The organism is Coprococcus sp. AF99-45 (genome assembly GCF_027663865.1).
In the GTDB taxonomy this organism is placed as follows: domain Bacteria; phylum Bacillota; class Clostridia; order Lachnospirales; family Lachnospiraceae; genus Allocoprococcus; species Allocoprococcus comes.
Genome location: NZ_JAQDGZ010000004.1, coordinates 99879 through 125793, shown reverse-complemented (window position 1 = coordinate 125793; position 25915 = coordinate 99879). Strand labels below are relative to the sequence as shown.

Genomic DNA, 25915 nt, shown 5'->3' with positions numbered 1-25915 from the left:
CTTTACCGCCAACCATTCAAAAGCCGCTGTTTGTCACTTCCGGGTAACAAAAAAGCGCCGTATTGCTACGACGCTTTTGTCTTGCTCGGCTTATTTTGTTGCTGGTGTCCTTGGCATACCACTCGTTCATTATGCTGAGGAACGGGGTGAAGTCGTTATCCTGCGGCTTGTCACTGGCCACGCTGTTATTGATTGCAATAAAGCGTATCTGCTTCTTGGGGAACAGAATCTCGGTATAAAAGCCGACCTCAAGATAGTTTCTGCAGAAACGGCTCATATCCTTGACGATAATTGTGCCGATTTTCCCGGCTTCGGCTTCTGCAAGCATTGCCTGAAATCCGGGACGGTTGAAGTTACGCCCTGTGTAACCGTCATTTTTCAAAAGATTGTTTGTAAAAAATTTGTAATTCTAAAAATTCATATAAACTGTAATCTATGTTATTCTATAGAAAAGTAAAAATACTGATGAAGAAAGCAGGAGGAAATTTATGAACATTGAATTAAGTATTTTGGATTGGATCCAGACGTTGCATACGCCTTTTCTGGATAAAATCATGGTATTTATCACAAGACTTGGGGATGCAGGAATTATATGGATTGTGTTGAGCATAGTATTGCTTCTGATTCCTAAAACGAGAAAAAGCGGTGCGGTTATGGTGGCTGCTTTAGTAGTAGATGTAGTACTTTGCAATATTGTCTTGAAAAATCTTGTAGCACGGACAAGACCATATGATGTGAATACAGGTGTACACCTTCTGGTAGCAAAGCTTCATGATTATTCTTTTCCGTCCGGACATACGGCAGCTTCGTTTGCTTCGGTAACAGCTTTGTACCTGGCAGGTGAAAAGAAGCTTTGGAAATTTGCGCTTGTGCTGGCATGTCTGATCGCAATATCGAGGTTATATCTGTATGTACACTATCCGACAGATGTTCTTGGAGGAATTCTGTTCGGTGTGATTTCAGGATATTTGGGATATCGCAAAGTATTGAAATGAAGATGACCAAAGATTACCGACCGGGAATTATATGGAAGTCAGTTGGTATAAGCATCATTTTACATGAATTTTACAAAAACAGTTCTTTAAGAAGGTAGATATGAAAGCGTATTCAGATGTATAATTAATTCTTAAGCGTAGCTATAAAATATTCAAATTAGCAAAAGGAGATAAGTAGACAAATGAAAAAGAAGCAGTTAAAACCAGAACCATATATGATGAACAGGGAACTGTCATGGTTAAAATTTAATGAGAGAGTATTAAATGAAGCAGGGAATCCGAGAGTACCTTTAGCAGAACGACTTACTTTTGCGTCTATTTATCAATCTAATCTGGATGAATTTTATATGGTGCGGGTAGGTACACTGATGGATCAGATGGAATCATCGGAAGTAGTCCGTGAGAATAAAACCAATATGACCAGCAAAGAGCAGGTAAAAGCGATCATTGATGCAACAAGAGAGCTTGATATAAAGAAAGCAGTTATTTACGAGCAGTTAATGGGAGAACTAGAGCCGCAGGGAATCCGGATTATCAATTTCAACAAGCTTTCAGGAAAAGAAGGGGAATTACTGGAAACTTACTTTGATAATGAAATTGCACCATATCTGTCTGCGAATATCATCAGCAAACAGCAGCCGTTTCCATTCTTACAGAATAAAGAGATCTATGCGGTTGCACTGCTTGCAACGAAGGGTGGAAAGACAAAAACTGCGATCATTCCGTGTAGCAATAATGTGTTTAAGCGTCTGATCGATATCCCGACCAGACCGGGAACCTTTATGCTTTCGGAAGAACTGATCCTTCATTTTCTGCCGAAATTATTTAAAAAATATGAAATCAAAGAAAAATCTCTCCTGAGAATTACGAGAAATGCGGATATTGATACAGAAACCATTTATGATGAAGATATGGATTACAGAGACGCCATGGAAAATCTGGTAAAGCAGAGAAAACGTATGAATCCTGTCCGCATGGAATTCTCCAGAAAGATCAACAAAAAGCTGATCGCAGAGATATGTAAATATATCCATATGGATAAAAACCACGTATTTATGTCGAGAGTACCACTTGATTTATCATTTGTATTTGCAATCCAGAATTATCTGAGAATGCAAGGAGCAGAAAAGGAAAAGCTGTTCTATCAGAAGAGGAGTCCGCGAATGACACCGCAGCTGAAAGAAAAAGAAAGTCTGATCGCACAGATTGAGCAGAAAGATGTTTTGTTATCTTATCCATTTGAAAATATTAAATCATTTACCAACCTGCTTTATGAAGCGGCAAGAGATGATTCTGTAGTGTCCATCAAGATGACCTTGTACCGTCTGGCAGTTCGAAGCCAGATCGTAGATGCTTTGGTTGAGGCAGCGGAAAATGGCAAAGAAGTGGTGGTACTGGTTGAACTCCGTGCAAGATTTGATGAAGAAAGTAACATTGAATATTCCAGAAAGCTGGAAGAAGCAGGCTGTCGTGTCATTTATGGACTGAGTGGTCTCAAAGTACATTCCAAACTTTGTCTTATAACAAGAAAGACAGAAAAAGGTCTTGAATATATCACGCAGATTGGAACGGGTAACTATAATGAAAAGACTTCAACATTATATACAGACTTGTCGCTGATCACTGCGAAGCAGGAAATCGGAAAAGAGGCGGCGGAAGTATTTGCATGTCTGCTGCGCGGTGAAACCATCGAAGAAACACATGTCCTTCTTGTGGCACCGAAGTGTCTTCAGAATAAAGTACTTGATATGATCGATGATGAGATCTGTCACGCGAAGAATAGGGAAGAGGCCTATATTGGAATCAAGATCAATTCCCTGACGGATAAAGTTATCATTGAAAAACTGGTAGAAGCGTCACAGGCTGGTGTGAAGATCGAGATGGTAGTACGTGGAATCTGTTGTCTGATTCCGGGAATTCCGGGATATACAGAAAATATCAAGATAATCAGCATCGTAGGAAGATTTCTGGAGCATTCCCGTATTTATCGTTTCGGAACCCCGGAGAGAGAAAAAATTTACATCGCATCCGCCGATTTCATGACAAGAAATACCATCAGACGTGTGGAGGTTGCAGCTCCGGTTCTGGATGATACACTGCGTGCACGACTGGATGAAATGTTTGATACGATGATGAAGGATGACGAAAAAGGAAAAGAGTTAACTTCGAACGGTACATATGTGGATCGAAGGGTTAATGCAGAGAAACTGGATTCCCAGGAGCTTTTCTATGAAATGGCATATAAAAATGCGGAAAAAAAGACAATTTAAAACACTCAGGTTTTACTTTGATTTTATACAGATATGATAGAAACAAGATAGTACCGTGATTACGAACATGCTACGATGAGTCTGTAAGAAGGACAATTGTCGGAAAAGGAGTGTTCGTATTTATGATAAAAACCTATGTAATAGACACCAATGTGTTGATTCAGGCCCCATATGCACTGGAGTGTTTTGAAGATAATCATCTGGTTCTTCCGTTAGTTGTATTGGAAGAGCTGGATGGTTTGAAAAAGGCAGAAGGAGAGAAAGGCGCCAATGCCAGAGCAGCTGTGCGAAAGCTGGAAGAATACAGGCACAAAGGAGATCTGTTGCAGGGAGTAGAGCTTCCGGGCGGAGGATGTCTTCGTGTTGAAAAAAACTACGTGAATGTAGAGCTTCCACCGGATCTTCCGGATGATAAACCGGATAATAGAATTTTGAAGGTATGTAAAGGCCTGGCAGATGATAAAAAAGCAGATCAGGTCATACTTGTTACGAAGGATATTGTTTTGCGACTGAAAGCACAGATTTTAGGAATAAAGGCAGAAGATTTTGAAACGGAACAGATTTCTGCTGATGACGCGCAATATACCGGAAGGACAGAACTATACATACCGGAAGAGATGGTAAAAGAATTCAAAAAGAAAGGGATTTCCACTGAAAACCTGTATCAAAGTGATGAGGAGGGGAATCAGTTTCTTCCGGAGCTTCATGAAAATGAATTTGTGATATTAACACCGGATCAGTCTGCTAAAAAGACACTTCTTGGAAGAGTATCCGGAAATAAAGTTGTTCCGCTGGCTTTTAAAAAGAGTAAACCGTATGGTGTGTCTCCGAGAAATGTAGGACAGTATTTTATGCAGGAAGCACTGATGGCCGATGCAGATACGGCACCTTTGGTTATCATTAAGGGAATGGCAGGCACCGCAAAGACTTTTTACTCTCTTGCAGTAGGAATGGAAAAGGTTTATAACAATCCGACAAAGGAATACAGGAGAGTGATCGTATGCAGACCGAATGCCCAGTTTGACGATGACATTGGTTTTTTGCCAGGGGATGAGAATGAAAAAATAGCACCGCTTATGCGACCAATCATCGATAATCTGGAACAGATCCTGGATTCTGATGAGAGTAAACGGTATGAAGATGAGGACGAACTGACAGACAAGGTAGCGGAAGTATTTGAAAGAGGGATCATCCGTACAGAAGCACTCAATTTTATCCGCGGACGTTCCATTGCAAAGACATATCTGATCATTGATGAAGCACAGAATATGACACCAAATCAGGTAAAGGGAATCATCACAAGAGCCGGTCATGGAACGAAAATCATTCTGTTGGGAGATCCGCAGCAGATAGACAGACCATTTCTGGACGAAAGAACAAATGGATTAAGTTATGCGGCAAAACATATGATGAATAGTCCGCTTTGTTGGCAGATAACCTTGTCAGCGGATGAATGTGAGAGATCTATACTTGCAATGGATGCCGTAAAGCGACTTTAGAAAATGAAAGAGGCAATAGAATATTTGAAATACAAGGAAATAGTAAAAAATAAGGAAATCAATGCATATCTGGAAAAGGGAAATGCAAATCTTGGACAGCTTGGATTTACAGACCATTCGCAGGCGCATTGCGTGCAGGTAGCTCATCAGGCAGGAAAAATTCTGGAGCGATTTGGATATTCAGAACATGAAGTGGAACTTGTCAAAATTGCAGGGTATATGCATGATATCGGGAATGCCATTAACAGAACGCACCATGCAGAGTACGGGGCACTTCTCGCAAACGATCTGCTAAAGGATACAGATATGTCTCTGGAAGACCGGATTACGGTGATGTCGGCAATCGGGAACCATGATGAATCAACCGGGGATCCGGAAGATGTGATATCTGCGGCTCTCATCATAGCTGATAAAACAGATGTAAGAAGAAGCCGGGTGCGTCAAAAAGAGCAATCAGCTTTTGACATTCATGATCGTGTCAATTATGCGGTTACAGATTCAAAACTTAAGATCGCAAAAGATAGGTCGGTTATTGCACTTAATCTTCAGATTGATGAAAATATTTGTTCCATGTATGATTACTTTGAGATTTTTCTGGAGAGAATGATGCTTTGCAGAAAATCCGCGGAAGTGCTGGGAACAACTTTTAAGCTGACGGTGAATGGTCGAAAAGTTTTATAAATACAGTTGACAAAAAAAGATGTTTGTGATACTTTTATTAAGTCGCAAACGTCATATGGGGGATTAGCTCAGTTGGGAGAGCGGCTGCCTTGCAAGCAGGAGGTCACGAGTTCGAATCTCGTATTCTCCACTTTATAAGAAGGGCAGCAGAGAAATCTGCTGCTTTTTTGTGTGCTAAAAAATATATCATCATTTCCATCTTGCAGAGAAAAGAAAAAAAGAGGAAAATAAAATCATAGTAAAACAAGATGGTATGATTACCAGAAAGGAAGATTTTATCATGAAAGAAAATTTAAAAGTACTTATGCTCAACGGAAGCCCGAAAGCAAATGGTAACACAGCCATTGCACTTCGCGAGATGGAAAATGTTTTCAAAGAAAATGGTATAGAAGTAGAAAATATTGTAATCGGAAACCAGGCAGTCCGTGGTTGTATTGCCTGTGGTTCCTGCTACGAAAAAGGCAAATGTGTTTTTGATGATGTGGTGAATGAGATGGCAACCAAATTTGAGGCAGCAGATGGTCTTGTAATCGCAAGTCCGGTGTACTATGCGTCTGCAAATGCAACTCTGATCGCCTGTCTTGACAGACTGTTCTACAGCAGTCATTTTGATAAAACGATGAAAGTGGGAGCAAGCGTTGCCTGTGCAAGACGTGGCGGATGTTCTGCGACATTTGATGAGCTGAACAAATATTTTACCATTTCCGGAATGCCGGTTGCATCCAGCCAGTACTGGAACAGCATCCATGGAGCAGCACCGGGAGAGGCCGAAAAGGATGAGGAAGGAAGGCAGACGATGCGTACACTTGCAAGAAATATGACTTTCCTTATGAAGAGTATTGCACTTGGAAAAGAGCAGTTTGGACTTCCGGAAAAAGAAGCAAAGATTCCGACAAATTTTATTCGGTAGAACACGTAAAAGGCAGGGATTTGTGAAATATCACGAATCCCTGCCTTTAGAGTTGACAGCCAAACTTTCTTGTTTTATAGTGGAAGTTGCAATTTGGTAGGAAGTATTTAAAAGAGAGGTTTTGGTCATGGCACTTATAAAATCAATCATTATTTTGATTATAGGGTTTGCTCTTTTGATGAAAGGAGCAGATTATTTTGTAGAAGGAAGTTCTTCTGTTGCGAAGCAGCTTCATGTTCCGTCGATGATCATCGGTATGACCATCGTTGCAATGGGAACCAGCCTTCCGGAATGTGCGGTCAGTGTAACGGCATCCCTGACAGGAAATAACTCACTTGCGGTAAGTAATGTTGTCGGATCGAATATTTTCAACTTGATGGTTGTTTGTGGAGCCTGTGCGTTATTTGCACCTCTTACGATAAAAAAAGATACATTGAAAAAAGAGTTTCCATTGTCAATTATCTGTGCGGCCTTGCTGATGGTGCTTGGATATGTCGGGATGCTTTTAGGACATTTAGATGGCGGTGTATTTCTCCTTATTTTTGCAGCTTATCTGATCTGGATGATTGGTTCTGCCAAGAAAGCAAGAGCAGCACACAAAGAGAGTCAGATGATGCTCGAAGAGGGAGAATTAGTAGACGAAGAAATTCAGATCCTGCCACTTTGGAAATGTGCATTATTTATTGTTGGCGGCATGATCGCAATCAAGTTTGGCGGTGATTTTGTTGTAGACAGTGCTTCAGCACTTGCAAGCGCATTCGGACTTAGTCAGACACTTATCGGACTTACCATCGTTGCGATGGGAACCAGTCTTCCGGAACTTGTAACATCGATTGTTGCGGCAAGAAAGAATGAAGTGGATATGGCACTCGGAAATGTGATCGGTTCTAATATTTTCAATATCCTGTTGGTACTTGGAGTTGCAGCTGCCATCAGTCCAGTGAAATTTCTTACCGATAATATCATTGATACGGTTGTACTGATTGCGATGAGTCTTGTTGTTCTGGTGTTTGCATGGACTTCAAAAATGATCGACCGAAGAGAAGGCGCTACGATGCTTGGAATGTATGCAGTGTATATGGCATATATTTGCATACGATAAAATAAAAGAATCATAAGGAAAAATGGCTGTGGATGAAACCTGCCCCAAAAGTTAGACCTAAATTCTAACGATTGGAAGTCGGTTCAATCCACAGCTATTTTTATTGGGTCAGTGTACATTCTATTTTATACTTCTATAGAAAAAACATTGACATGTCTAACAAAAAGAGGTATAAAAAACGAGAGAATTTTGCGACAAGGAGAAAGGCATAAGATGGGAAAGTATAATTTTGATGAAGTAATTGACAGACATGGAACGGACTGCCTGAAATATGATTTCGGAATGAAGAGAAAGGGAAGAGATGATCTGCTTCCGCTCTGGGTGGCAGACATGGATTTCCGTCTTCCGGATGAGATTCTGGATGAATTTCACAAGAGAATTGACCATGGAATCTTTGGTTATACCGATCCACTGGATGAATATTTTGCAGCAATGAACCATTGGTTCTCCACACGTTATGGATATACGATCGAACCGGAGTGGGTAACACTTGGTGCCGGGATTGTCTATGCACTTGGAACCAGCGTAAGAGCATTTACGGAAGAGGGAGATGCCATGATGGTGATGCAGCCGGTATACTATCCGTTCAGCGAAGTCATCAAGAATGACGGAAGAAGACTGGTGAACTGCCAGCTTCGCTATGAGAATAACCATTATTCCATCGACTTTGAAAAGATGGAAAAAATGATTCGGGAAGAAGGTGTCAAAGCTCTGATTTTCTGTAATCCCCACAATCCGGTGGGAAGAGTCTGGACAAGAGAAGAATTAGAAAGAGTTGCAGAGATCTGCCTGAAATACAACGTGACCTGGATGGTGGACGAGATGCACTGCGATTTCATTTTCCCGGGACATACGTTCACAAGCTGTATGAATCTGGATGAAAAATACCGTCAGATCTTTGCACTTTACAGTTCTCCTGGAAAAACTTTCAACGTGGCAGGACTTCAGCCGGCAAATATTATCATTCCAAACGAAGAGCTGCGAAAAAAATACCAGTGGGCGAATACACAGGCCGCTTACAGCCAAGGAAGCCTGATGGGACAGCTTGCTGTCAAGGTATGCTACACCAAAGGTGCCGGGTGGGTAGATGAACTGGTACAGTATATTTACGAAAATGTACAGTACATGAGCAAGTTCGTAAAAGAGAATTTCCCGAAGGCGAAGATGGTAGAGCCGGAAGGAACCTATCTGGTATGGGTTGATTTCTCCGGGTACGGATTCAGCAATGAAGAGCTGGAACATCTGATGCTGGAGGAAGCGAAATTGTGGCTGGATTCGGGAATTATCTTTGGACCTGAGACGGCGCAGTTCGAAAGATTCAATGTTGCCTGCCCTCGTGCGACTGTAAAGCAGGCACTGACACAGCTGAAAGACGCACTGGATAAGCATCTGGCAGCAAAATAATATAAAAAAAGGATTGAGAGGAAAAAAGATGGACAGACAAAAGAAAAATATGGGGGCAGTGGCATTTCTCCCATTGATTGTATTTCTGGTATGTTATGTAGGGTGCGGGATTACATTTACACTGCTTGGAGCAGACGAACCGTTCGGAAAGTTCCCGCGTCACGTCGCACTTCTTGCAGGGTGTGCGGTAGCACTTCTCCTTAACCGTGGCATTGGTGTACAGGATAAGCTGAATATTATGACAACGAGCATGGGAAATTCAGGAGTTATGATGATCGTTCTGATCTACCTGATGGCTGGTGGATTCCAGGGAGCAGCAGCGGCAATGGGAGGAAAAGACTCAGTTGTAAATCTCTGTCTGCATTTTATTCCTGTGAAACTGTTGGTTCCGGGCGTATTTTTGATGTGTTGTTTTATTTCTACATCAATCGGGACATCCATGGGAACGATTGCTGCAATGGCGCCAATTGCTATTAATGTAGCACAGGGTGCACACCTGAATGTGGCAGTCGTCGGTGCAGCAGTTATCGGAGGCTCATATTTTGGTGATAATCTTTCCATGATTTCAGATACAACTATTTCCGCAGCAGAAGGATGTGGTTCTGAGATGAAAGACAAATTTAAAATGAACTTTTTCATTGCTCTTCCGGCGGCAATTGTGGCAATAATCCTGTACTCGATTTTTGGCGGAGTAGGAAGTGGGGCGATTGAAGCAGGAAGTTACAATATTATTGAAGTTCTTCCGTATTTCATAGTTCTCATTGCGGCACTTATGGGAGTTAATGTTGCGGTAGTCCTTTTTGTCGGAATACTTGCATCCGGTATCATTGGACTTTGTGTCGGAAGCTGTGGATTTTTTGAATGGATCCAGGCAATTGGAAGTGGTATGAGTGATATGTTCAGCATCAGTATCGTTGCCATTCTTGTATCCGGTATCATCGGTCTTGTACGTGAATATGGCGGTGTTGAATGGCTGGTGGGCGCGATCAGCAGCAAGATCAAGAGCAGACGTGGTGCGGAATATGGAATCGGACTGATGTCAGGTATCCTTTCCGCAGCTATGGTAAATAATACGATCGCAATCATTGTTACCTGTCCGATCGCAAAAGAAATCGGGGAAAAATATAAGATCGCACCGAAGAGACTTGCCAGTCTGGTGGATATCTTTGCCTGCGCATTTATTGCACTGATGCCACATGATGGTGGTATGCTGATGATTACGGCACTTGCTGATGTATCACCGCTTAATGTACTGAAATATTCGTTCTATATGTTTGGACTGATTATTGCGACCTGCGTTACGATACAGTTCGGATTGATGGACAAGAAAAATTAGACAGAAAGAAAAATAAAATATGAAAGATCTAACAAAAGGAAAACCGTCCACGCTGATTCTGGCTTTTGCGCTGCCGATCTTTTTCGCAAATCTTCTGCAGCTTACATACAGTCTTGTGGATACCAGAATTGTCGGAACTTTCCTGGGAGAGGATGCGCTGGCGGCTGTCGGCGCGACCACAACCTTAAGTAATCTGATCATTGGATTCTTGCAGGGACTTTCGGGGGGATTCGCGATTATTATTGCACAGAAATTCGGTGCAAAGGATTATAAAAATGTGAAGAAATCATTCGCAATGTCGCTGACCATGGGTACAGGAATTGCAATATTTTTTACGGTGTTCGGATTGTTATTTTTACAGCCGATCTTAAATATACTGAATGTTCCGTCAGATCTGATGGCAACGGCAAAAAGCTATATTTTCGTGATCATTGCAGGGCTTGTGGCGACATTTCTCTATGATGCCTGCGCGGCTGCACTCCGGTCACTCGGAGATACCGTGACGCCACTTGTGATCCTGGCAATCTCAGTTGCACTGAATATTGTTGGGGATCTGCTTTTTGTCGTAGTGCTGAAAAGCGGAGTGCGGGGAGCTGCGATCGCAACGGTACTGGCACAGGCAATCGCGTTTGTTGTGTGCTGGATTTATATGGTAAAGAGATATGAACTGTTAAGACTTAGCCGGGAAGATTTCAAAGATCCGAATCCGGTTATGGTGAAAAATATGCTGGGTGCGGGAATGTCCATGGGATTCATGAGTTCTCTGATCAATATCGGTTCCCTGACGCTTCAGACAGCGATCAATAAACTTGGAAATGATTATATCGTAGCACAGACAGCGGCCCGGAAGCTGACTGAAATGTTCATGATTATGTTTACAGTATTTGGAAATACGATGGCGACCTACTGTGGACAGAACCTTGGAGCAGGAAAGATCGACCGGATCAAAAAAGGGATCTGGCTTGCGATTTTCTATACTTGTATCTGGTGTACACTTGTGATCGTGGCAAGCTACACGATTGGAGATAAACTGGTCTATCTGGTAACAGGTACACATAATGAAAATGTGATCTTAAATGCGACCAGATATCTGAAATTTGATACATTGTTTTATTATGTAACAGCAGTAATCTGCATTGTGCGAAATGCCATGCAGGGACTGGATGACCATATTACACCGATCGTATCAAGTACACTTGAGATGCTTGGAAAAATTGTAATCGCATTTACACTGGTTCCACATCTTGGATACACGGGGGTTATCATTGCGGAGCCGATTGTGTGGTTTGTTATGGTGATTCCGCTGATCGTGCAGATTTTCCGGATGCCGGTGCTGAAGCAGACAAGCCTTTCTTGACACTATTCATACGCCTGTGCTAGAATAGGCTTGTTTAGAAAAATAAATACAGATGCGTAAGGTGTCAATCAGACGGAATGTCTGGATTGGTGAAAAGGGAAACAGGTGCAAGTCCTGTATGAACTCGTCACCGTAATTTGCAAGCTTAGGCTGTCATACCACTGGGAGACCGGGAAGGAAAGCCACAAGCGTCTGAGCAATCAGTCGGGAGACCTGCCTTTCGCAGTACAGGAACGGAAAGTTCATGCCACGAGTAACTGGCAGTACGAAAGATAGAAACTTCAGACTGATTTTGCGAGGGCAAAATGTCAGTTTCTTTTTTGTACGCCCTCGTTAAATTTAGATACGGGGGATTTTTTTGTTTACAAAAAATATGCTGTAAAGTGTAATGAATATCATTCCGATTCCTGAAAGTATGACAAAAAAGTCAGGGAGGATCAAGATGAAGAAACGAGTATTAGTAGCATTACTGGCAACAGCACTTACGGTGTCTATGATGACTGGATGTGGAAGCAAGAAGACAGAGGACACTTCTTCTACAAAGACAGAAGAAACATCCGAAGACAGCGATCAGGAGGCAGCAGACAAAGTGGCAAAGCTGATCGATGACATTTATGTGCAGGAAAGAACAGACAAGACAGATGAACAGTGTAAGGCTGCAAAAGAAGCCTGGGATAAGCTTACTGATGCACAGAAAGAACTGGTAGAAGGCGAGAACGCTGATCCGGATTATTTTGGAAGGGATACAGGCGATGCATCGAAAGATGATCCGCTGAACGAAGATAACATCGGAGAAAATGAAATTCTGGTTGTAAGCTTTGGTACATCTTTTAATGACAGCCGTGCAGAGGATATCGGTGGTGTGGAAAAAGCACTTCAGGCAGCATATCCGGACTGGTCTGTAAGAAGAGCATTTACAGCACAGATCATCATCAACCATGTACAGGCCCGTGATGATGAGAAGATCGACAATATGGATCAGGCACTGGAAAGAGCAGTCGACAACGGGGTTAAGAACCTGGTCGTACAGCCGACACATCTGATGCATGGTGCCGAGTATGATGAACTGACAGAAGCAGTTGAGAACTACAAAGATAAATTTGAATCTGTAAAAATTGCAGAACCACTTCTCGGTGAAGTCGGAGCGGATGAAACAGCGATCAATGAGGATAAAGCAGCTGTTGCAGAAGCAATTACAGCAGAAGCTGTAAAGACAGCTGGATTTGACAGCCTGGATGCGGCAAAAGAAGAGGGAACCGCATTTGTATTTATGGGACATGGAACTTCTCATACAGCAAAGATCAGCTATTCACAGATGCAGACACAGATGGAACAGCTTGGTTATGAGAATGTATTTATCGGAACCGTAGAAGGCGAACCGGAAGATACCGCTTGTGAAGCAGTAATTGAAAAGCTCAAAAATGCAGGATACAAGAAAGTAATCCTTCGTCCACTGATGGTTGTAGCAGGAGATCATGCAAACAACGATATGGCAGGCGATGATGACGATTCTTGGAAGAGCCAGTTTGAAGCATCCGGAGTATTTGACAGTATTGATACACAGATTGCAGGTCTTGGTGAGATCGATGCGATCCAGCAGCTTTATGTGGCACATACACAGGCTGCAATTGATGCAGAATAAATAAAAAAAGAGGGATTTATAAGATGAAAAAGAAACTGTTAGTATTGGTATTATCTGCTGTAATGGCAGTGGGAATGATGAGCGGATGCGGTGCAAAATCAGACACATCAGATACGAAAGCAAAGACAGCAGAAAGCTCTTCTGCTAAAGAAGAGGAAACAGAGGAACAGACAGAGTGTGAGCTTGAAGACGGAACCTACACAGCAGAGTTCAAGACTGACAGCGGAATGTTTCATGTAAATGAAGCGAATGACGGAAAAGGAACACTCACAGTAAAAGACGGGAAAATGACGATCCATGTCAGCCTGGTTTCTAAGAAGATCGTCAACCTGTTTGAAGGAACATCCGAAGATGCACAGAAAGATGGTGCAGAACTTCTGGAACCTACAACAGATACGGTAACCTATAGCGACGGTGCAACAGAAGAAGTTTATGGATTTGATATTCCGGTTCCTGAACTGGATAAAGAATTTGATGTGGCTCTGCTCGGAAAAAAAGGAGTCTGGTATGATCATAAGGTAAGTGTGACCAATCCGGTGAAAGTCGAAGAATAATTGAAGATAAGTGAAAGGACTGTTTCCCTGAGAAATGGGAAATGGTCCTTTTTTTTCTTGGGCATGAACTGGATAACACTATACTTTTATATGTCAGATAGTGTATACTAGGCAGTGGAAGATCATACAAAAGAGAGAATGTTTTGTATATAAAAACTAAAATGTGGAGAGGAAGTTAAAATACGATGTACTACGTACCAGATGGCACAAAAGAGTGTGGATTTTATGAATGTAAAAAATGTGGAAACCGTTTCTTATCCTTACAGACAATGAACCGGATCCCATGTCCGGAATGTGAGGCAGAGATCGACTATGAGATCGGACCAGACGAATCCATGGAAGATACTCTGGACACGGCAGAATTACTGGAAAAGATCATCGGTGAAGAAGAAGTAGAGAAAATGGATGGACTTCTGAGTCTTGCAATTACCGGTGGAGACTGTAACTGGATTTAATTTTCGGTTAAAAGTGTTGAATGGGTGGTTAGGAAAAACAAACGAAGTGTGTTATAATAGAAATATGAGTAAAAGAGGGAGAAAATAGATGGATATTCATGATTTGAAAATATTTCTGATGATCGCACAGGCGTGCAGTGTTTCCGGAAACACGTACAGGAATGGCTGCAAAAGATACGCTCAGGAGAGATTACACGATAAGAAAAAAGTTGATAAGTAGTAACGAAAAGTTGCAGGTAAGTCACAAATTATACAGAATGCATGAAAAAGCGGAGTATAGTTTGTGCCTTTTTGTCTACAATTCCATGGAAATAGATGATGACTATAATAATGGAATATTTATAGAAAAATTAAATTTGAATAAAATGTATAAAAGAATATAATGGTAATACATGGATGCTGGCAAAATATACAAATAATCGTGCTGGCACAAATATATTTTTTACAGGAGGATTTGAAAATGAATATTGGGGTAACAGAAATCAGTCCAAGAGAGGTGCAGAGAAAGGCAGAGAAATGTTTTAAAGATGGATATTACTGCTGTGAAGCTCTGGTCAGCACGATCCGCGATGAATTCAAACTGGATGTGCCGAAAGAGGTTGTAGCTATGGCATCCGGAATGGCAGTAGGAGCAGGAAAATCAGGATGTGTCTGCGGTGCATTTAACGGAGGAATTCTTGCACTTGGAATGTTCTTCGGCCGTACCGAACAGGATGGACCGACCAACCCGAAGAGTATCAAATGTATGGAGCTTACGCACGAGCTTCATGACTGGTTCAAGAAGGCAAATGGTAAAAATGCAATCTGCTGCAGAGTTCTTACAAAGGAATTCAATATGGGACAGGGTGAACACAAAGAACAGTGTATCTATTTTACAGGACTTTGTGCATGGAAGGTAGCGCAGATCGTCTGTCGTGAGCTTGGTATCAAGAATCTGGATGAAATTGATGAACCGTGCGAAAGAAGAAAAATTGCAGATATCTAAATAAAGTGGTAACGACAGCCACTTGATGAGAGAAAGGGAAAGAAACAATGAAAGACGTAATTAAGAAAGTACCGATTCCGCTTTGCGGAGTCATGCTTGGCGCGGCAGCACTTGGAAATTTACTTCAGAGCTATTCAGAAGGAATCCGTTATGTATGCGGTATATTCGCAGCATTTCTTCTGATACTGGTGCTTTTGAAGCTGATCATGTTCCCAGGAGCAGTGAAAGAAGATATGGGAAATCCGATCATGGCAAGCGTATCAGGAACGTTTCCGATGGCACTTATGATTCTCAGCACTTATGTAAAACCGTTTATCGGAAAGGCAGCTTATTACATATGGCTTCTGGCAATCATTCTTCACATCATTCTGATCATATACTTTACGGTGAAGTTTGTTCTGAAACTTCAGATGCCAAAAGTATTTGCAAGCTATTATATTGTATATGTAGGAATTGCTGTAGCGGCTGTTACAGCACCGGCTTATGAGCAACTTGGAATCGGAACCGCAGCATTCTGGTTTGGATTTGTAACACTGATCGTACTTCTTGTACTTGTAACCTATCGTTATGTGAAGTTTAAAGAAGTGCCGGATCCGGCAAAACCGCTGATCTGTATCTACGCAGCACCGACCAGCCTGTGTATTGCAGGTTATGTACAGTCCGTAACACCGAAATCATACGGTTTCCTGATGGCAATGTTTGTAGTTGCAACGGTTATTTATATTTTTGCCCTGGTAAAAGCAGTGGGATATCTGAAGATGCCATTCTTCCCAAGCTATGCAGCCTTCACATTCCCATTTGTTATCAGTGCGATCGCAACTAAACAAACTATGGCATGTGCAGCAAATATGGGACATCCAATGCCATTTCTTCAGTATGTAGTTCTGGTCGAGACAATTATTGCAGCAGCACTTGTTGTTTATACTTATGTTCGTTTTATGGGGGCTATTTTCGGAGGAAAGAAATAAAAGATTTGACCGGACAGATAAAAAAGGGTAAACTTAAATTTATCAAGAATATGTCGGATGAGGGACGTCCTAGACACCGCAAGGGGCCGAAGAAGCAAAGCGTAAGGTAACATCTTCCTTTCGTGGAAACTGACAGGCAAAAAGGAAGGCGACCTGACGAATCTTTGGAGAGTGTGCAAAGAAAGCACCACCTACGAGGCTAGAACCAACTGGTAAAAGGACAGAGAAAACAGATGAACGATTTTTTTCGTGTATCTGTTTTTTTCTGCCCTTTTTATATGGGCACTAATATGAGATGAGACTGTTAGCAGGCAGTACGTGGTGGCATACAGAAGTATTATCCGAGGAAGAAGGGAAAGGGCATTTTTTGAATAAAATTTGACAGAAGAAAAAGAAAAGCTGGAGGAAAAAAAGATGAGAATGATGCTTGTAGGAGCCGGTGCTGTCGGTGAAAGTATTTTAAAAGTAATGCAGTGGAGAGACCAAAAGGGAGAATGGCTGAAATATGTGCTGGTCTGCGACTATGATCTGAAAAGGGCAGAGGAAGTTGTCGGTATGATGAAGGGGGATTCCCGTTTTGAAGCTTCTAAGATTGATGCGACAAATACAGAGAAAATGGCAGAACTGATCCGGGAGCATAAGATTGATTTTGTGATGGATGCAGCACCACCTTTTGCAAGTAATATGATTTTTGACGCTGCATTTAAAACGGGTGCAGATTACGGAAGCATGGGAACCTGGTCGGTTCCGATGGAAAATCCGGCTTACGGACTTGGTATTGAGAACAGCTATACTGAACCGATGACAAAATACAATTTTGACCGTCATGAAGCCTGGAAGAAACAGGGGAATATGGCTGTGATCTGTATGGGAATCGATCCGGGTGTTGTAAATGTATTTGCAAAATACGCGGCGACAGAGCTTTTGGATGAAATAACAGAAGTTCATGTAAAAGACGGCGGAAATCTGTCTGTTCCGGGTGCAGATCCGGATGACATTATGTTTGGATTCAACGTGTGGACCGTGCTGGATGAGGTAATGAACCCGAATGTTGAGTATGATAAGGAGAAGGGCGGATTTATCGTAGAAAAAGCATTTGCAGGGCAGGAAGTCTATGAGATGCCGGAAGGAGTAGGAAAAAATACCCTGGTAAAGGTAGAGCATGAGGAAGTTGTGACGATGGCACGCTACTTAAGCCAGTATGGATTGAAAAAGGCAACCTTCAAGATCAGTCTTGATGAGAATCTGATCACGGCACTTAAGGTGCTGGATAAGCTGGGACTTCGCAGTATCAAGCCGGTGCAGGTAGGGGATGTGAAGGTAGTTCCAAGAGATGTGGTTGCAGCCTGTGCACCGCAGCCAAAAGATATCGGAGATGAGATGACCGGAAAAATGCTGGTCGGAGTACAGTGTATCGGAAAGAAAGACGGAAAGGAAAAAGAATACTTCCTGTATCAGCCATTTGATAATCAGGAGTCTATCGAAAGATGGGGAACCCAGGCTGTTACCGCCCAGACAGGATTTGGAGCAGCACTTGCACTGGAGCTGATCGGAAGAGGAATCTGGAAAGAAGCTGGGGTCTATGCACCGGAATATTTTGATCCGAAACCATACCTTGAATTAATGAAAGAAAGTGGTTATAAATACGGAATTATAGAGAAATAATCTGGATGCGCTCAGAGATGGTCTGAGAAAATAAACAAAATAAAGTTACGCGCAGAAACGGTACAAAGTCATAGAAGAACTTTGTGCCGTTTTGTACGTGACAGGAAATCAGATCAGCTTACATTCTTTGGCCCATTTGGTGACAAAGGTAAGAAACTTATCAAGTGCAGGAGAGAGTTCAGGTGTATCCAGATAGGCTACGGACAGATTCCTGCGGAAGTGTTCGGTAAAGGAACGGACACAGACGTTGAAGGGAATATTATGAAGCAGAAGTTTGGGAAGTACAGTGATGCCAAAGCCCTGTTCCACCATTTTAATCGCGGTATAGTCTTCATTGATCCGAAATCTTACGTTAGGCGTGATATGGTTTAATCGGAATAATTTTCCGGTTTCATAATCAAAATCATCGGCGGAGAGAACAAAATCCTGTCCGTCAATATCGGCAAAAGATACCGTCAGCTGATCGGCAAGAGGATGGTCCAGGGAAGTAACCAGAACCAGTTCGTCGGTGCCGACAGGCAGATTTGGGAAATCCTTTGCGACATATTGCGAAACAAAGATACAGTCCAGTTCTTTTTTGCGAAGCTTTTCCGTCAGGTTCTGAAATCCGTCAACATAGAGCCGAAAGGTGATATTCGGGTATTCGGCAGAAAAATTTTTCAGTACTCCGGGGAGCCAGTTATAGGCAATGCTCTGCACCGTTCCGATGCGGATAAAACCACTGTCCAGATTGTTGATATTTGAGACGATCTGATCGATCCGTGTATTGGCGGAGCGGATATGCATAAGTTCTTCAAAGATGGGTTCTGTTCCGGGAAGTGCTTCCATTCCGTTTTTTGAACGCTTGAACAGCTTAAGACCAATCTCTTTTTCATAATTGCGGATAGTCTGGCTGACAGCTGACTGTGTGTAGTTGTGTTTTTGAGCAGCTTTTGAGATGCTCTGATTCTCATAGACATCAAGAATCACATCGTATTTAGACATGATGAAACCTCCCGTGGTGTTGATAAACAATGCTCTTTTACTATCTTACTTAATATAAGGAAGATAATCAATATCTGTGGGATTTTATTATAAATTTTTTTAAAATCAAACATAAGAAAAAGTGAAAATATAAGCGCAAATCAAAGAGTTAACAATGTATTAAGAAAAAGTGAAGTCTGATATCAGTTTTACAGACTTTTCAATGACCGGAAACTGGAATAGCATAGAACAGGGGAATGAAATTCAAAGGAGTTTAAGTGTATCATGAATTAAAGGAGAAGAATAATGGGATACAATTACTGGAACGGAACAGAAGCGGCACACCGCCGTGTTATGATGAAGGCGGCAGGATATTCGGATGAAGATATCCGTCAGAAACCGCATATCGGAATACCGAATTCTTACATGGCAGGTTCTCCCGGAACTGCGCATCTTCGCCAGGTGACAGAAGCTGTAAAAGAGGGAATCTGGGCAGCAGGAGGAATCCCGGTAGAATTCGGAATCCCGGCTACTTGCGGAAATGTGGCAAATGGTGCGGATGAGATGAAGTATGAGCAGGTAGGAAGAGATATCGTGGCAATGTCCATCGAATTTGTATCCAGAATACATAATTTCGATGCGATCTGCTGTGTGGCATCCTGTGATCTGATCATTGCCGGATGTTATCTGGCAGCGTGCAGACTGGATATTCCGGCTCTGGTAGTGACCGGGGGATCAATGCAGGCCGGAAATTACTGTGGTAAGACAGTTGTAGAGGCAGATCTGGATGCGGCAAGATTCTCAGGTGCTTCCGAAGCTGAGTTATTTGAAATGGAAGAAAGCGTCTGCCCGTCATTCGGTGCCTGCCCGTCCATGGGAACAGCCAACACGATGCAGATGTTAGGTGAGGTATTGAACCTTGTTATGCCGGGAACATCTACGATTCCTGCATCAGATAATGCAAGACTTCGTGCTGCAAGAACAGCAGGAAAATACATGGTACAGCTTGCCAGGTCCGGAAAGACACCAAAAGATCTGATCACCAAAGATGTTCTGGAAAATGCGATCATGTTTGATATGGCAGTTGCAGGATCAACCAATGCGGTACTGCATATCCTGGCATACGCATATGAACTTGGTATCAAGCTTACACTGGCAGATTTTGAAAAGTATGCGAAAGAAATTTACTGCATCAATGCAGTGATTCCAAGCGGACCGTATACAGTTGTAGATTTTCATTATGCCGGCGGTGTAAAGCAGGTCATGAAGCAGCTTGCCGGTAAAATCCATACCGATGCGCCGACGATTTACGGGGATACAACTTGGGGTGAACTCCTCGATTCTGTGAAAAGCGCGCCAAATAAAGTCATTCATTCGCTGGAAGATCCTGTAGCAAAAGAACCGGGACTTAAAATCATGCGGGGAAATATTTCTCCGGCAGGGGCGATCGTACGTCCGACAGCAGTATATGAAGAAGTAAAATACATCAAAGGTGCGGCAAAAGTGTATGAATGCGATCAGGATGCATATAGAGCCATTATGGCAGGCGAGATTGTTGCGGGGGACATTCTTGTTATCCGCTATGAAGGCTGTAAAGGAGCACCGGGTATGAAAGAGCTGATGCTTAGTATCGATGCGCTGATCGGACTTGGACTTGATAAAAAGGTCGGGCTTATCACAGACGCGCGTTTCTCCGGATTCAACTACGGAGCAATCGTCGGACATGTTTCTCCGGAAGCTTATGACGGCGGTGTGATCGCTTTGATCGAAAATGGTGATGAAATTGAGATGGACATTGCAGGGGGAACCGTCAATCTTCTCGTATCCGATGAGATTTTAGCAGAAAGAAGAAAATCCTGGGTACGTCCGCCGCTTAAGCAGCAGAAGGGTGTTTTAAATATTTACGCACAGAACTGCAGACCGGCAGAAGAAGGCGGTGCAATGCAGCCATGGGCACTGGATGCAGACTACGGATATCATCACGAATAAAAGTATTGGTATGGATAAGGAGAGAACGGGTATGTTATTGCTTTCAAAAGAGGATATTAAAAGTGTAATTACAATGAAAGATATGATCGAGGCGGACAAGCAGGCATTTAAGATGGTTGTCGATGGTACGGTAGATACACCGCTTCGTACAGTCATCAATGGAAAATATGACGGCGCATTTCTGTTTATGCCGGCCTATGCTCCGGAATTAGATGCAGCAGCCATGAAGGTGATCAACATTTTTCCACACAATATCGATAACAATCTGATGACATCACCGGCGCAGACCATGCTGATCGACGGAAAGACGGGATATGTGATCGCGATGCTGGATGGAACTTATGTGACACAGCTTCGTACGGGGGCCTCTTCCGGTGCAGCATTTGATCTGCTTGGAAAAAAGGAATGTAAAAAAGGTGCAATGATCGGTACAGGGGGACAGGCAGCAGCTCAACTTGAGGCAATGCTCGCAGCAAGAAAGCTGGAAGAAGTAAAGATCTTTGACCTGAATGAAGAAAGATGCAAAGCATTTGCCGAAGAAATGCAGAAGGGACTGGCTAAATACGGTGCAAAAATCATACCGGCCAAGGATTCAGATGACTGTATCGAAGATGCAGATCTTATTATCACAGTGACTCCTTCCGCAAAACCGGTATTTGACGGAACAAAGGTAAAAGCCGGTGCAACCATCAGCTGCGTAGGTACTTATGAGCCCCATAAGCATGAGCTGGATCCGGCAGTTTTACCGAGAGCATCTAAGATTATCTGTGATTCAAAAGAGGCGGCGCTTTCAGAGACGGGGGATCTTCTGATTCCGATTGCAGAGGGAATCATTACAGAAGAGGATGTGCTTGGAAGTCTTGGAGATGTGATCAATGGAAAGATCAAAGGACGTGAAAATGACGAAGAAATTATCGTATATGAAACCGTAGGAGTTGCTGCGCAGGATCTGGTGGCAGCAAAGGTGATTTATGATAAGGCAGTAGAAGCCGGAAAAGGACTTCGCTGGGGAGAATAATCTAAAAAGAGGATGTAAATACAAAAAACACGGAATATTTCCGTGTTTTTTGTATTTTAAAGAATAGCTTTGTGATAAGATAAATGAGAACAATAATTTAAAGAAAAGGAAACAAGAGAAATGCTAACTACATGGATTCAGGCAGTATACCAATTTTTATGGGGAGATCTTTTAAGGATACCACTTCCGGGAGGCTCCTCTTTTGGTGTGTCACTGCTTATTATTTTGCTGATTCCCACAGGAATCTATTTTACGATCAGAACAAGATTTTTGCCGGTTCGTCTTTTTGGCGATATGGTTCGCGCACTTACCGGGAAAAAGAAGGAAGATGGCAGTCTGTCGACTTTTCAGACACTGATCGTCTCAACTGCAACAAGAGTCGGAATGGGAAATCTGGTAGGAGTAGTCGCTGCCGTTTCCGCAGGCGGTGCCGGTGCGGTATTCTGGATGTGGATCACAGCGATCATCGGTTCTTCAACTGCGTTTATCGAGGCAACACTTGCACAGCTTTATAAAGAAAAAGATCCGCTTTACGGAGGCTACCGCGGAGGTCCGGCATATTATATGCATCATTATGTAGAGAGACGGACAGGAAAGACAAAGAAACATGTCTGTATTGCGGTGCTCTTTGCAATCTCAGGGCTTATCTGCTGGGCCGGGATCAGTCAGGTGATCAGTAATTCGGTTACATCTTCTTTTGAAAATGCATTTGGGATTCCGCCAATTTTTACGACGGTGATTCTGGTAGCCGTTGCGGCAGTGATTGTACTGCGAAAAAATGCCACAGTAAAGGTGTTGGATATTCTGGTTCCAATCATGGCAGTCTGTTATTTTGTGATTACGATAGTCATTATCTTATTGAATATCCGAAGCCTTCCGGGTGTATTTGAGCGGATTATCCAGGAAGCGTTTGGAATCCGTCAGGCAGCAGCCGGAGGGTTCGGAGCAGTTCTTATGAATGGTGTAAAAAGAGGGTTATTTTCCAACGAAGCGGGTTCGGGATCAGCACCATGCGCAGCTGCGGCTGCAGAATGTGATACGCCTGTAAAAGCAGGATTTATACAGGCATTGGGTGTATTTATAGATACAATTGTGATCTGCAGCTGTACGGCGATGATCATGCTTCTTGTGCCGGAAAAGATGATAGCAGGACTGGAAGGAATGGAGCTTTTGCAGACAGCAATGAATTATCATCTCGGTAAATTTGGCGTGATCTTTATTGCGGTTACGTTGTTCCTTTTCAGCTTTTCAACGTTTCTTGGAATCCTGTTTTATGCAAGAGGAAATGTGGCATATCTTTTAGGGGATAAGTGGTGCTGGCAGACAGCATATAAAATCCTCGCACTTGTGATGCTCTTTATCGGAGGAATTGCGGCTTATCATATTGTATGGGATCTTGGTGATGTGGGAATCGGACTTATGACGATTTTTAATATTGTGACTTTGTATCCTATGGGTGGAGAGGCACTGGAGGAATTGAGGAAGTACGAAAAAAATAAACAGTAGGAGAAACTGGAGAATGTCAAAAGATGAATATTTAATTACAGATGCGCCTCTTAAAGCATTAACTGTTTTTGCAATGCCTATGATTTTAGGCAGCTTTTTTCAACAAGTATATAATATGGCTGATTCTATTATCGTAGGTCAGTTTGTTGGTTCGTCTGCACTGGCGGCAGTCGGTGCCTGCGCTGCACTTACGAATGTCTTCATTTGTATAGCATTGGGTGCCGGTGTAGGTGCAGGAGTGCTCGTGAGCCGCTATTTTGGAGCCAGAGATTATAGTAAAATGAAAACAATCGTGTCAACATCATTGATCAGCTTCCTGATTCTAAGCGTACTTCTGGGTATATTTGGCTTTTGTTTTTCCCATTCGATGATGAGTTTATTACAGACACCTGCTGATATACTGGATGAAGCAGTACTGTACCTTCGTGTTTATTTTGTGGGATTTCCGTTTCTGTTTATGTATAACATCCTTTCAACGATGTTTACCTCGATCGGTGAATCAAAGATTCCATTGGGACTGTTGATATTTTCTTCTATTTTGAATATTTTTATGGATCTCTGGATGGTGGCCGGACTTGGTTTGGGGGTATTTGGTGCAGCTCTTGCAACCCTCATTGCGCAGGGGATTTCGGCAGTGTTTTCACTTTTGATTTTCTTTAGCCGGATGCGTCGATATAAAAGTCATTTTGACTGGTTTGATGGGAAGGAATTGCATTCCATGCTTCGGATCGCTGTGCCATCTGTTCTTCAGCAGTCTACAGTGTCAATTGGCATGATGATCGTACAGGCAGTTGTAAATCCATTCGGTACACAGGCACTTGCCGGTTATTCGGCAACGATGCGGGTAGAGAACGTTTTTTCACTGATCTTTGTATCCATTGGAAATGCAGTTTCACCGTATGTTTCCCAGAATTTTGGCGCAAAGAAAATGGAACGTATCAAAAAAGGATATCATGCGGCACTGGTGTTGGATTTATGTTTTGCAGTTCTTGCTTTTATAGTCATTGAAATGTTGCATACCCAGATTTCCTCGTTATTCCTGGGGAAAGACGGAACTGCCCTGGCATATCAGGTGTCCGGGGATTATATGAGATGGCTTGGTTACTTTTTCATTTTTATGGGTATCAAGATGGCAACAGATGGAGTACTCCGTGGACTTGGTGTTATGCGCCCGTTTCTCGTCGCCAATATGGTAAACCTTGCAATCCGCCTGACAGTTGCTTTGATTTTTGCACCTCGTTTTGGTATCGAATTTGTCTGGCTTGCTGTACCGGCTGGCTGGTTTGCCAATTTTGCGATTTCCTATGTGGCACTTAGAAAATCGTGGCCAACTGATAAAGCAGCTTCAGTTTGCTAACTGTCTGTTTATTCCGGTAATAGCATAAGTCAGCAAGAATATGAAATCAGAAATATAATGCCGAAAATCCTTATGGAAGCGGATGACCTGCAGCCAGGTACAGCTCATACCATTCTTCGCGAGTCAGTGTTATCTCACATGCTGCGATAATTTCTTTCAGGCGGCTTTCGCTTGCAGTTCCGGTAATGATTTGCATATTTGCCGGGTGGCGTAAAATCCACGCAGCCGCAATGGTAGTGTCGCTGACATTATATTTTTCAGCCAGTACATGAAGCTTTTGATTCAGTTCCGGGTATTCGTCACTTCCGAGAAAGCATCCTTTCCATGCCGGCATCTGAAATGGTGACCAGGCCTGGAGGGTGATATCATGGAGGCGACAGTAGTCGAGCAGACTTCCGTCGTGGTCAATTGAACCGGAGGTTTCCATATTGACTTCCATGCCATTTGCAACAAGATTGGAAACCGGAATGCTGAATTGAACCTGGTTGACAACGAGCGGTTGGCAGACATACTTCTGCAGCAGTGCAATCTGCATCGGTTTGTGGTTTGAAACACCAAAATGGCGGACCTTTCCGCTCTCAAACAGAACATCAAATGCGGCAGCAACCTCTTCCGGTTCTACGAGTGCATCCGGACGGTGAAGCAGCAGAAGATCGAGATAATCTGTCTGAAGCCGTTTTAAAATACCATCGACGGATTTCAAAATGTGCTCTTTTGAGAGATCATAACAACCTTGCCGGATGCCGCATTTTGACTGCAGGTAAATATCTTCCCGTTTCAGGGATGGATCGCCGGCAAAGGCTTCGCCGAACACAGTCTCGCTCATACCGCCGCCGTAGATATCCGCGTGATCGAAGAAATATGCTCCCTGTTCCAATGCAGAGTGAATGAAATGGTTCATTTCCTCCTTCGATTTTTCAGAAAGTCGCATGCATCCGACTGCAATGGAAGGAATTTTTTGCAAATGATTGCCTAAAATAGTTTCTCTCATGATAAAAATCTCCTTTGTAATGATTTGATATTCGCGGAATTTTTCCGTAAAGCAAGTATGGAAGAAGTCCGGAAGTACAGAAATAATAATTGTTATACTTTTGACCATAGTATCATCATATCATAGAAGCGCACTCGAGAGTCAATGAAAAAAAGATAAAAGACGAAATTCCTACGAACTGTGAAATTAAGCAGTTTGTAGGAATTTTTTTGGAAAAATTTACAACCCAAAAATCAATGTAAATACAACCTTATAATGTTAAAATAAA

22 protein-coding genes, 1 tRNA gene, 1 pseudogene and 1 riboswitch are annotated in these 25915 nt (G+C 42.6%); of the genes and pseudogenes, 21 read left to right on the top strand and 3 right to left on the bottom strand.

What is annotated here, in order from left to right; all coding sequences use genetic code 11:
• Window positions 1-70: 70 nt before the first annotated feature.
• Window positions 71-376: pseudogene (locus PGR14_RS04870) on the bottom strand (recombinase family protein); the annotation flags it as partial.
• Window positions 377-488: 112 nt separating this feature from the next.
• Here PGR14_RS04870 and PGR14_RS04865 point away from each other — a divergent pair.
• From PGR14_RS04865 to PGR14_RS04785, 17 genes are all read left to right on the top strand, one after another.
• Entirely contained in the window at window positions 489-995 is a 507-nt protein-coding gene (locus PGR14_RS04865) for a phosphatase PAP2 family protein (RefSeq protein ID WP_173686386.1), read from the top strand.
• Between the two features lie 182 nt (window positions 996-1177).
• On the top strand, window positions 1178-3265 hold the full coding sequence (gene ppk1 / locus PGR14_RS04860; RefSeq protein WP_055155523.1) for a polyphosphate kinase 1: 2088 nt from the start codon (window positions 1178-1180) through the stop codon (window positions 3263-3265).
• A gap of 122 nt (window positions 3266-3387) precedes the next feature.
• A complete protein-coding gene (locus tag PGR14_RS04855; RefSeq protein ID WP_055155522.1) occupies window positions 3388-4764 on the top strand; it encodes a PhoH family protein in 1377 nt (458 codons plus the stop codon).
• A gap of 3 nt (window positions 4765-4767) precedes the next feature.
• Window positions 4768-5445 carry an HD domain-containing protein gene (locus PGR14_RS04850; protein WP_055155521.1) on the top strand — a complete coding sequence of 226 codons (678 nt, stop codon included), beginning with the start codon at window positions 4768-4770 and terminating at the stop codon, window positions 5443-5445.
• Window positions 5446-5502: 57 nt separating this feature from the next.
• Window positions 5503-5575: transfer RNA gene (locus PGR14_RS04845), tRNA-Ala, on the top strand.
• A gap of 150 nt (window positions 5576-5725) precedes the next feature.
• Window positions 5726-6355, top strand: coding sequence for a flavodoxin family protein (locus tag PGR14_RS04840; protein ID WP_008368790.1), 630 nt, complete (start codon window positions 5726-5728; stop codon window positions 6353-6355).
• Between the two features lie 127 nt (window positions 6356-6482).
• Complete coding sequence (locus PGR14_RS04835; RefSeq protein ID WP_022220053.1) at window positions 6483-7457, top strand: calcium/sodium antiporter; 975 nt, start codon at window positions 6483-6485, stop codon at window positions 7455-7457.
• A 213-nt stretch (window positions 7458-7670) separates the two neighbouring features.
• Window positions 7671-8861, top strand: a complete 1191-nt coding sequence (locus PGR14_RS04830; RefSeq protein ID WP_270223082.1) for a MalY/PatB family protein — start codon at window positions 7671-7673, stop codon at window positions 8859-8861.
• 28 nt (window positions 8862-8889) lie between these two features.
• Entirely contained in the window at window positions 8890-10197 is a 1308-nt protein-coding gene (locus tag PGR14_RS04825) for a Na+/H+ antiporter NhaC family protein (RefSeq protein WP_270223081.1), read from the top strand.
• A gap of 19 nt (window positions 10198-10216) precedes the next feature.
• The gene (locus tag PGR14_RS04820; RefSeq protein ID WP_022220056.1) at window positions 10217-11554 is read left to right on the top strand and encodes an MATE family efflux transporter; all 1338 of its coding nucleotides are present in this window, start codon (window positions 10217-10219) and stop codon (window positions 11552-11554) included.
• 42 nt (window positions 11555-11596) lie between these two features.
• Window positions 11597-11789, top strand: a riboswitch (cobalamin riboswitch).
• A gap of 207 nt (window positions 11790-11996) precedes the next feature.
• Window positions 11997-13196: a sirohydrochlorin cobaltochelatase gene (locus PGR14_RS04815; RefSeq protein ID WP_022220057.1), complete on the top strand. Its 1200-nt coding sequence runs from the start codon at window positions 11997-11999 to the stop codon at window positions 13194-13196.
• Between the two features lie 23 nt (window positions 13197-13219).
• Complete coding sequence (locus PGR14_RS04810) at window positions 13220-13750, top strand: hypothetical protein (protein WP_022220058.1); 531 nt, start codon at window positions 13220-13222, stop codon at window positions 13748-13750.
• Window positions 13751-13935: 185 nt separating this feature from the next.
• Window positions 13936-14205 carry a hypothetical protein gene (locus tag PGR14_RS04805; protein ID WP_270223080.1) on the top strand — a complete coding sequence of 90 codons (270 nt, stop codon included), beginning with the start codon at window positions 13936-13938 and terminating at the stop codon, window positions 14203-14205.
• 88 nt (window positions 14206-14293) lie between these two features.
• Window positions 14294-14425: a hypothetical protein gene (locus PGR14_RS04800; protein WP_022220059.1), complete on the top strand. Its 132-nt coding sequence runs from the start codon at window positions 14294-14296 to the stop codon at window positions 14423-14425.
• Window positions 14426-14665: 240 nt separating this feature from the next.
• Window positions 14666-15190, top strand: a complete 525-nt coding sequence (locus PGR14_RS04795) for a C-GCAxxG-C-C family protein (protein WP_022220060.1) — start codon at window positions 14666-14668, stop codon at window positions 15188-15190.
• Window positions 15191-15237: 47 nt separating this feature from the next.
• Window positions 15238-16158, top strand: a complete 921-nt coding sequence (locus PGR14_RS04790) for a TDT family transporter (RefSeq protein ID WP_055247981.1) — start codon at window positions 15238-15240, stop codon at window positions 16156-16158.
• A 414-nt stretch (window positions 16159-16572) separates the two neighbouring features.
• A complete protein-coding gene (locus PGR14_RS04785) occupies window positions 16573-17823 on the top strand; it encodes a saccharopine dehydrogenase family protein (RefSeq protein WP_055260452.1) in 1251 nt (416 codons plus the stop codon).
• A 108-nt stretch (window positions 17824-17931) separates the two neighbouring features.
• Here PGR14_RS04785 and PGR14_RS04780 read toward each other — a convergent pair whose 3' ends face one another.
• Window positions 17932-18807, bottom strand: a complete 876-nt coding sequence (locus tag PGR14_RS04780) for a LysR family transcriptional regulator (protein ID WP_008368761.1) — start codon at window positions 18805-18807, stop codon at window positions 17932-17934.
• Between the two features lie 285 nt (window positions 18808-19092).
• On the opposite strand from PGR14_RS04780, the gene ilvD reads away from it, so the two are divergent.
• The 4 genes from ilvD to PGR14_RS04760 all read left to right on the top strand — a co-directional run bounded on the left by ilvD (window position 19093) and on the right by PGR14_RS04760 (window position 24656).
• Window positions 19093-20775: a dihydroxy-acid dehydratase gene (ilvD, locus tag PGR14_RS04775; RefSeq protein WP_008368759.1), complete on the top strand. Its 1683-nt coding sequence runs from the start codon at window positions 19093-19095 to the stop codon at window positions 20773-20775.
• A gap of 31 nt (window positions 20776-20806) precedes the next feature.
• Window positions 20807-21793 (top strand): ornithine cyclodeaminase/mu-crystallin family protein, encoded by a 987-nt coding sequence (locus PGR14_RS04770; protein ID WP_022220061.1) that lies wholly within the window; start codon window positions 20807-20809, stop codon window positions 21791-21793.
• Window positions 21794-21913: 120 nt separating this feature from the next.
• On the top strand, window positions 21914-23299 hold the full coding sequence (locus PGR14_RS04765) for an alanine/glycine:cation symporter family protein (RefSeq protein WP_270223079.1): 1386 nt from the start codon (window positions 21914-21916) through the stop codon (window positions 23297-23299).
• 13 nt (window positions 23300-23312) lie between these two features.
• Window positions 23313-24656, top strand: coding sequence for an MATE family efflux transporter (locus PGR14_RS04760; RefSeq protein ID WP_022220062.1), 1344 nt, complete (start codon window positions 23313-23315; stop codon window positions 24654-24656).
• Between the two features lie 70 nt (window positions 24657-24726).
• Here the strand turns inward: PGR14_RS04760 and PGR14_RS04755 are convergent, their stop codons facing one another.
• Complete coding sequence (locus tag PGR14_RS04755; protein WP_195255325.1) at window positions 24727-25647, bottom strand: aldo/keto reductase; 921 nt, start codon at window positions 25645-25647, stop codon at window positions 24727-24729.
• Window positions 25648-25915: the final 268 nt, after the last annotated feature.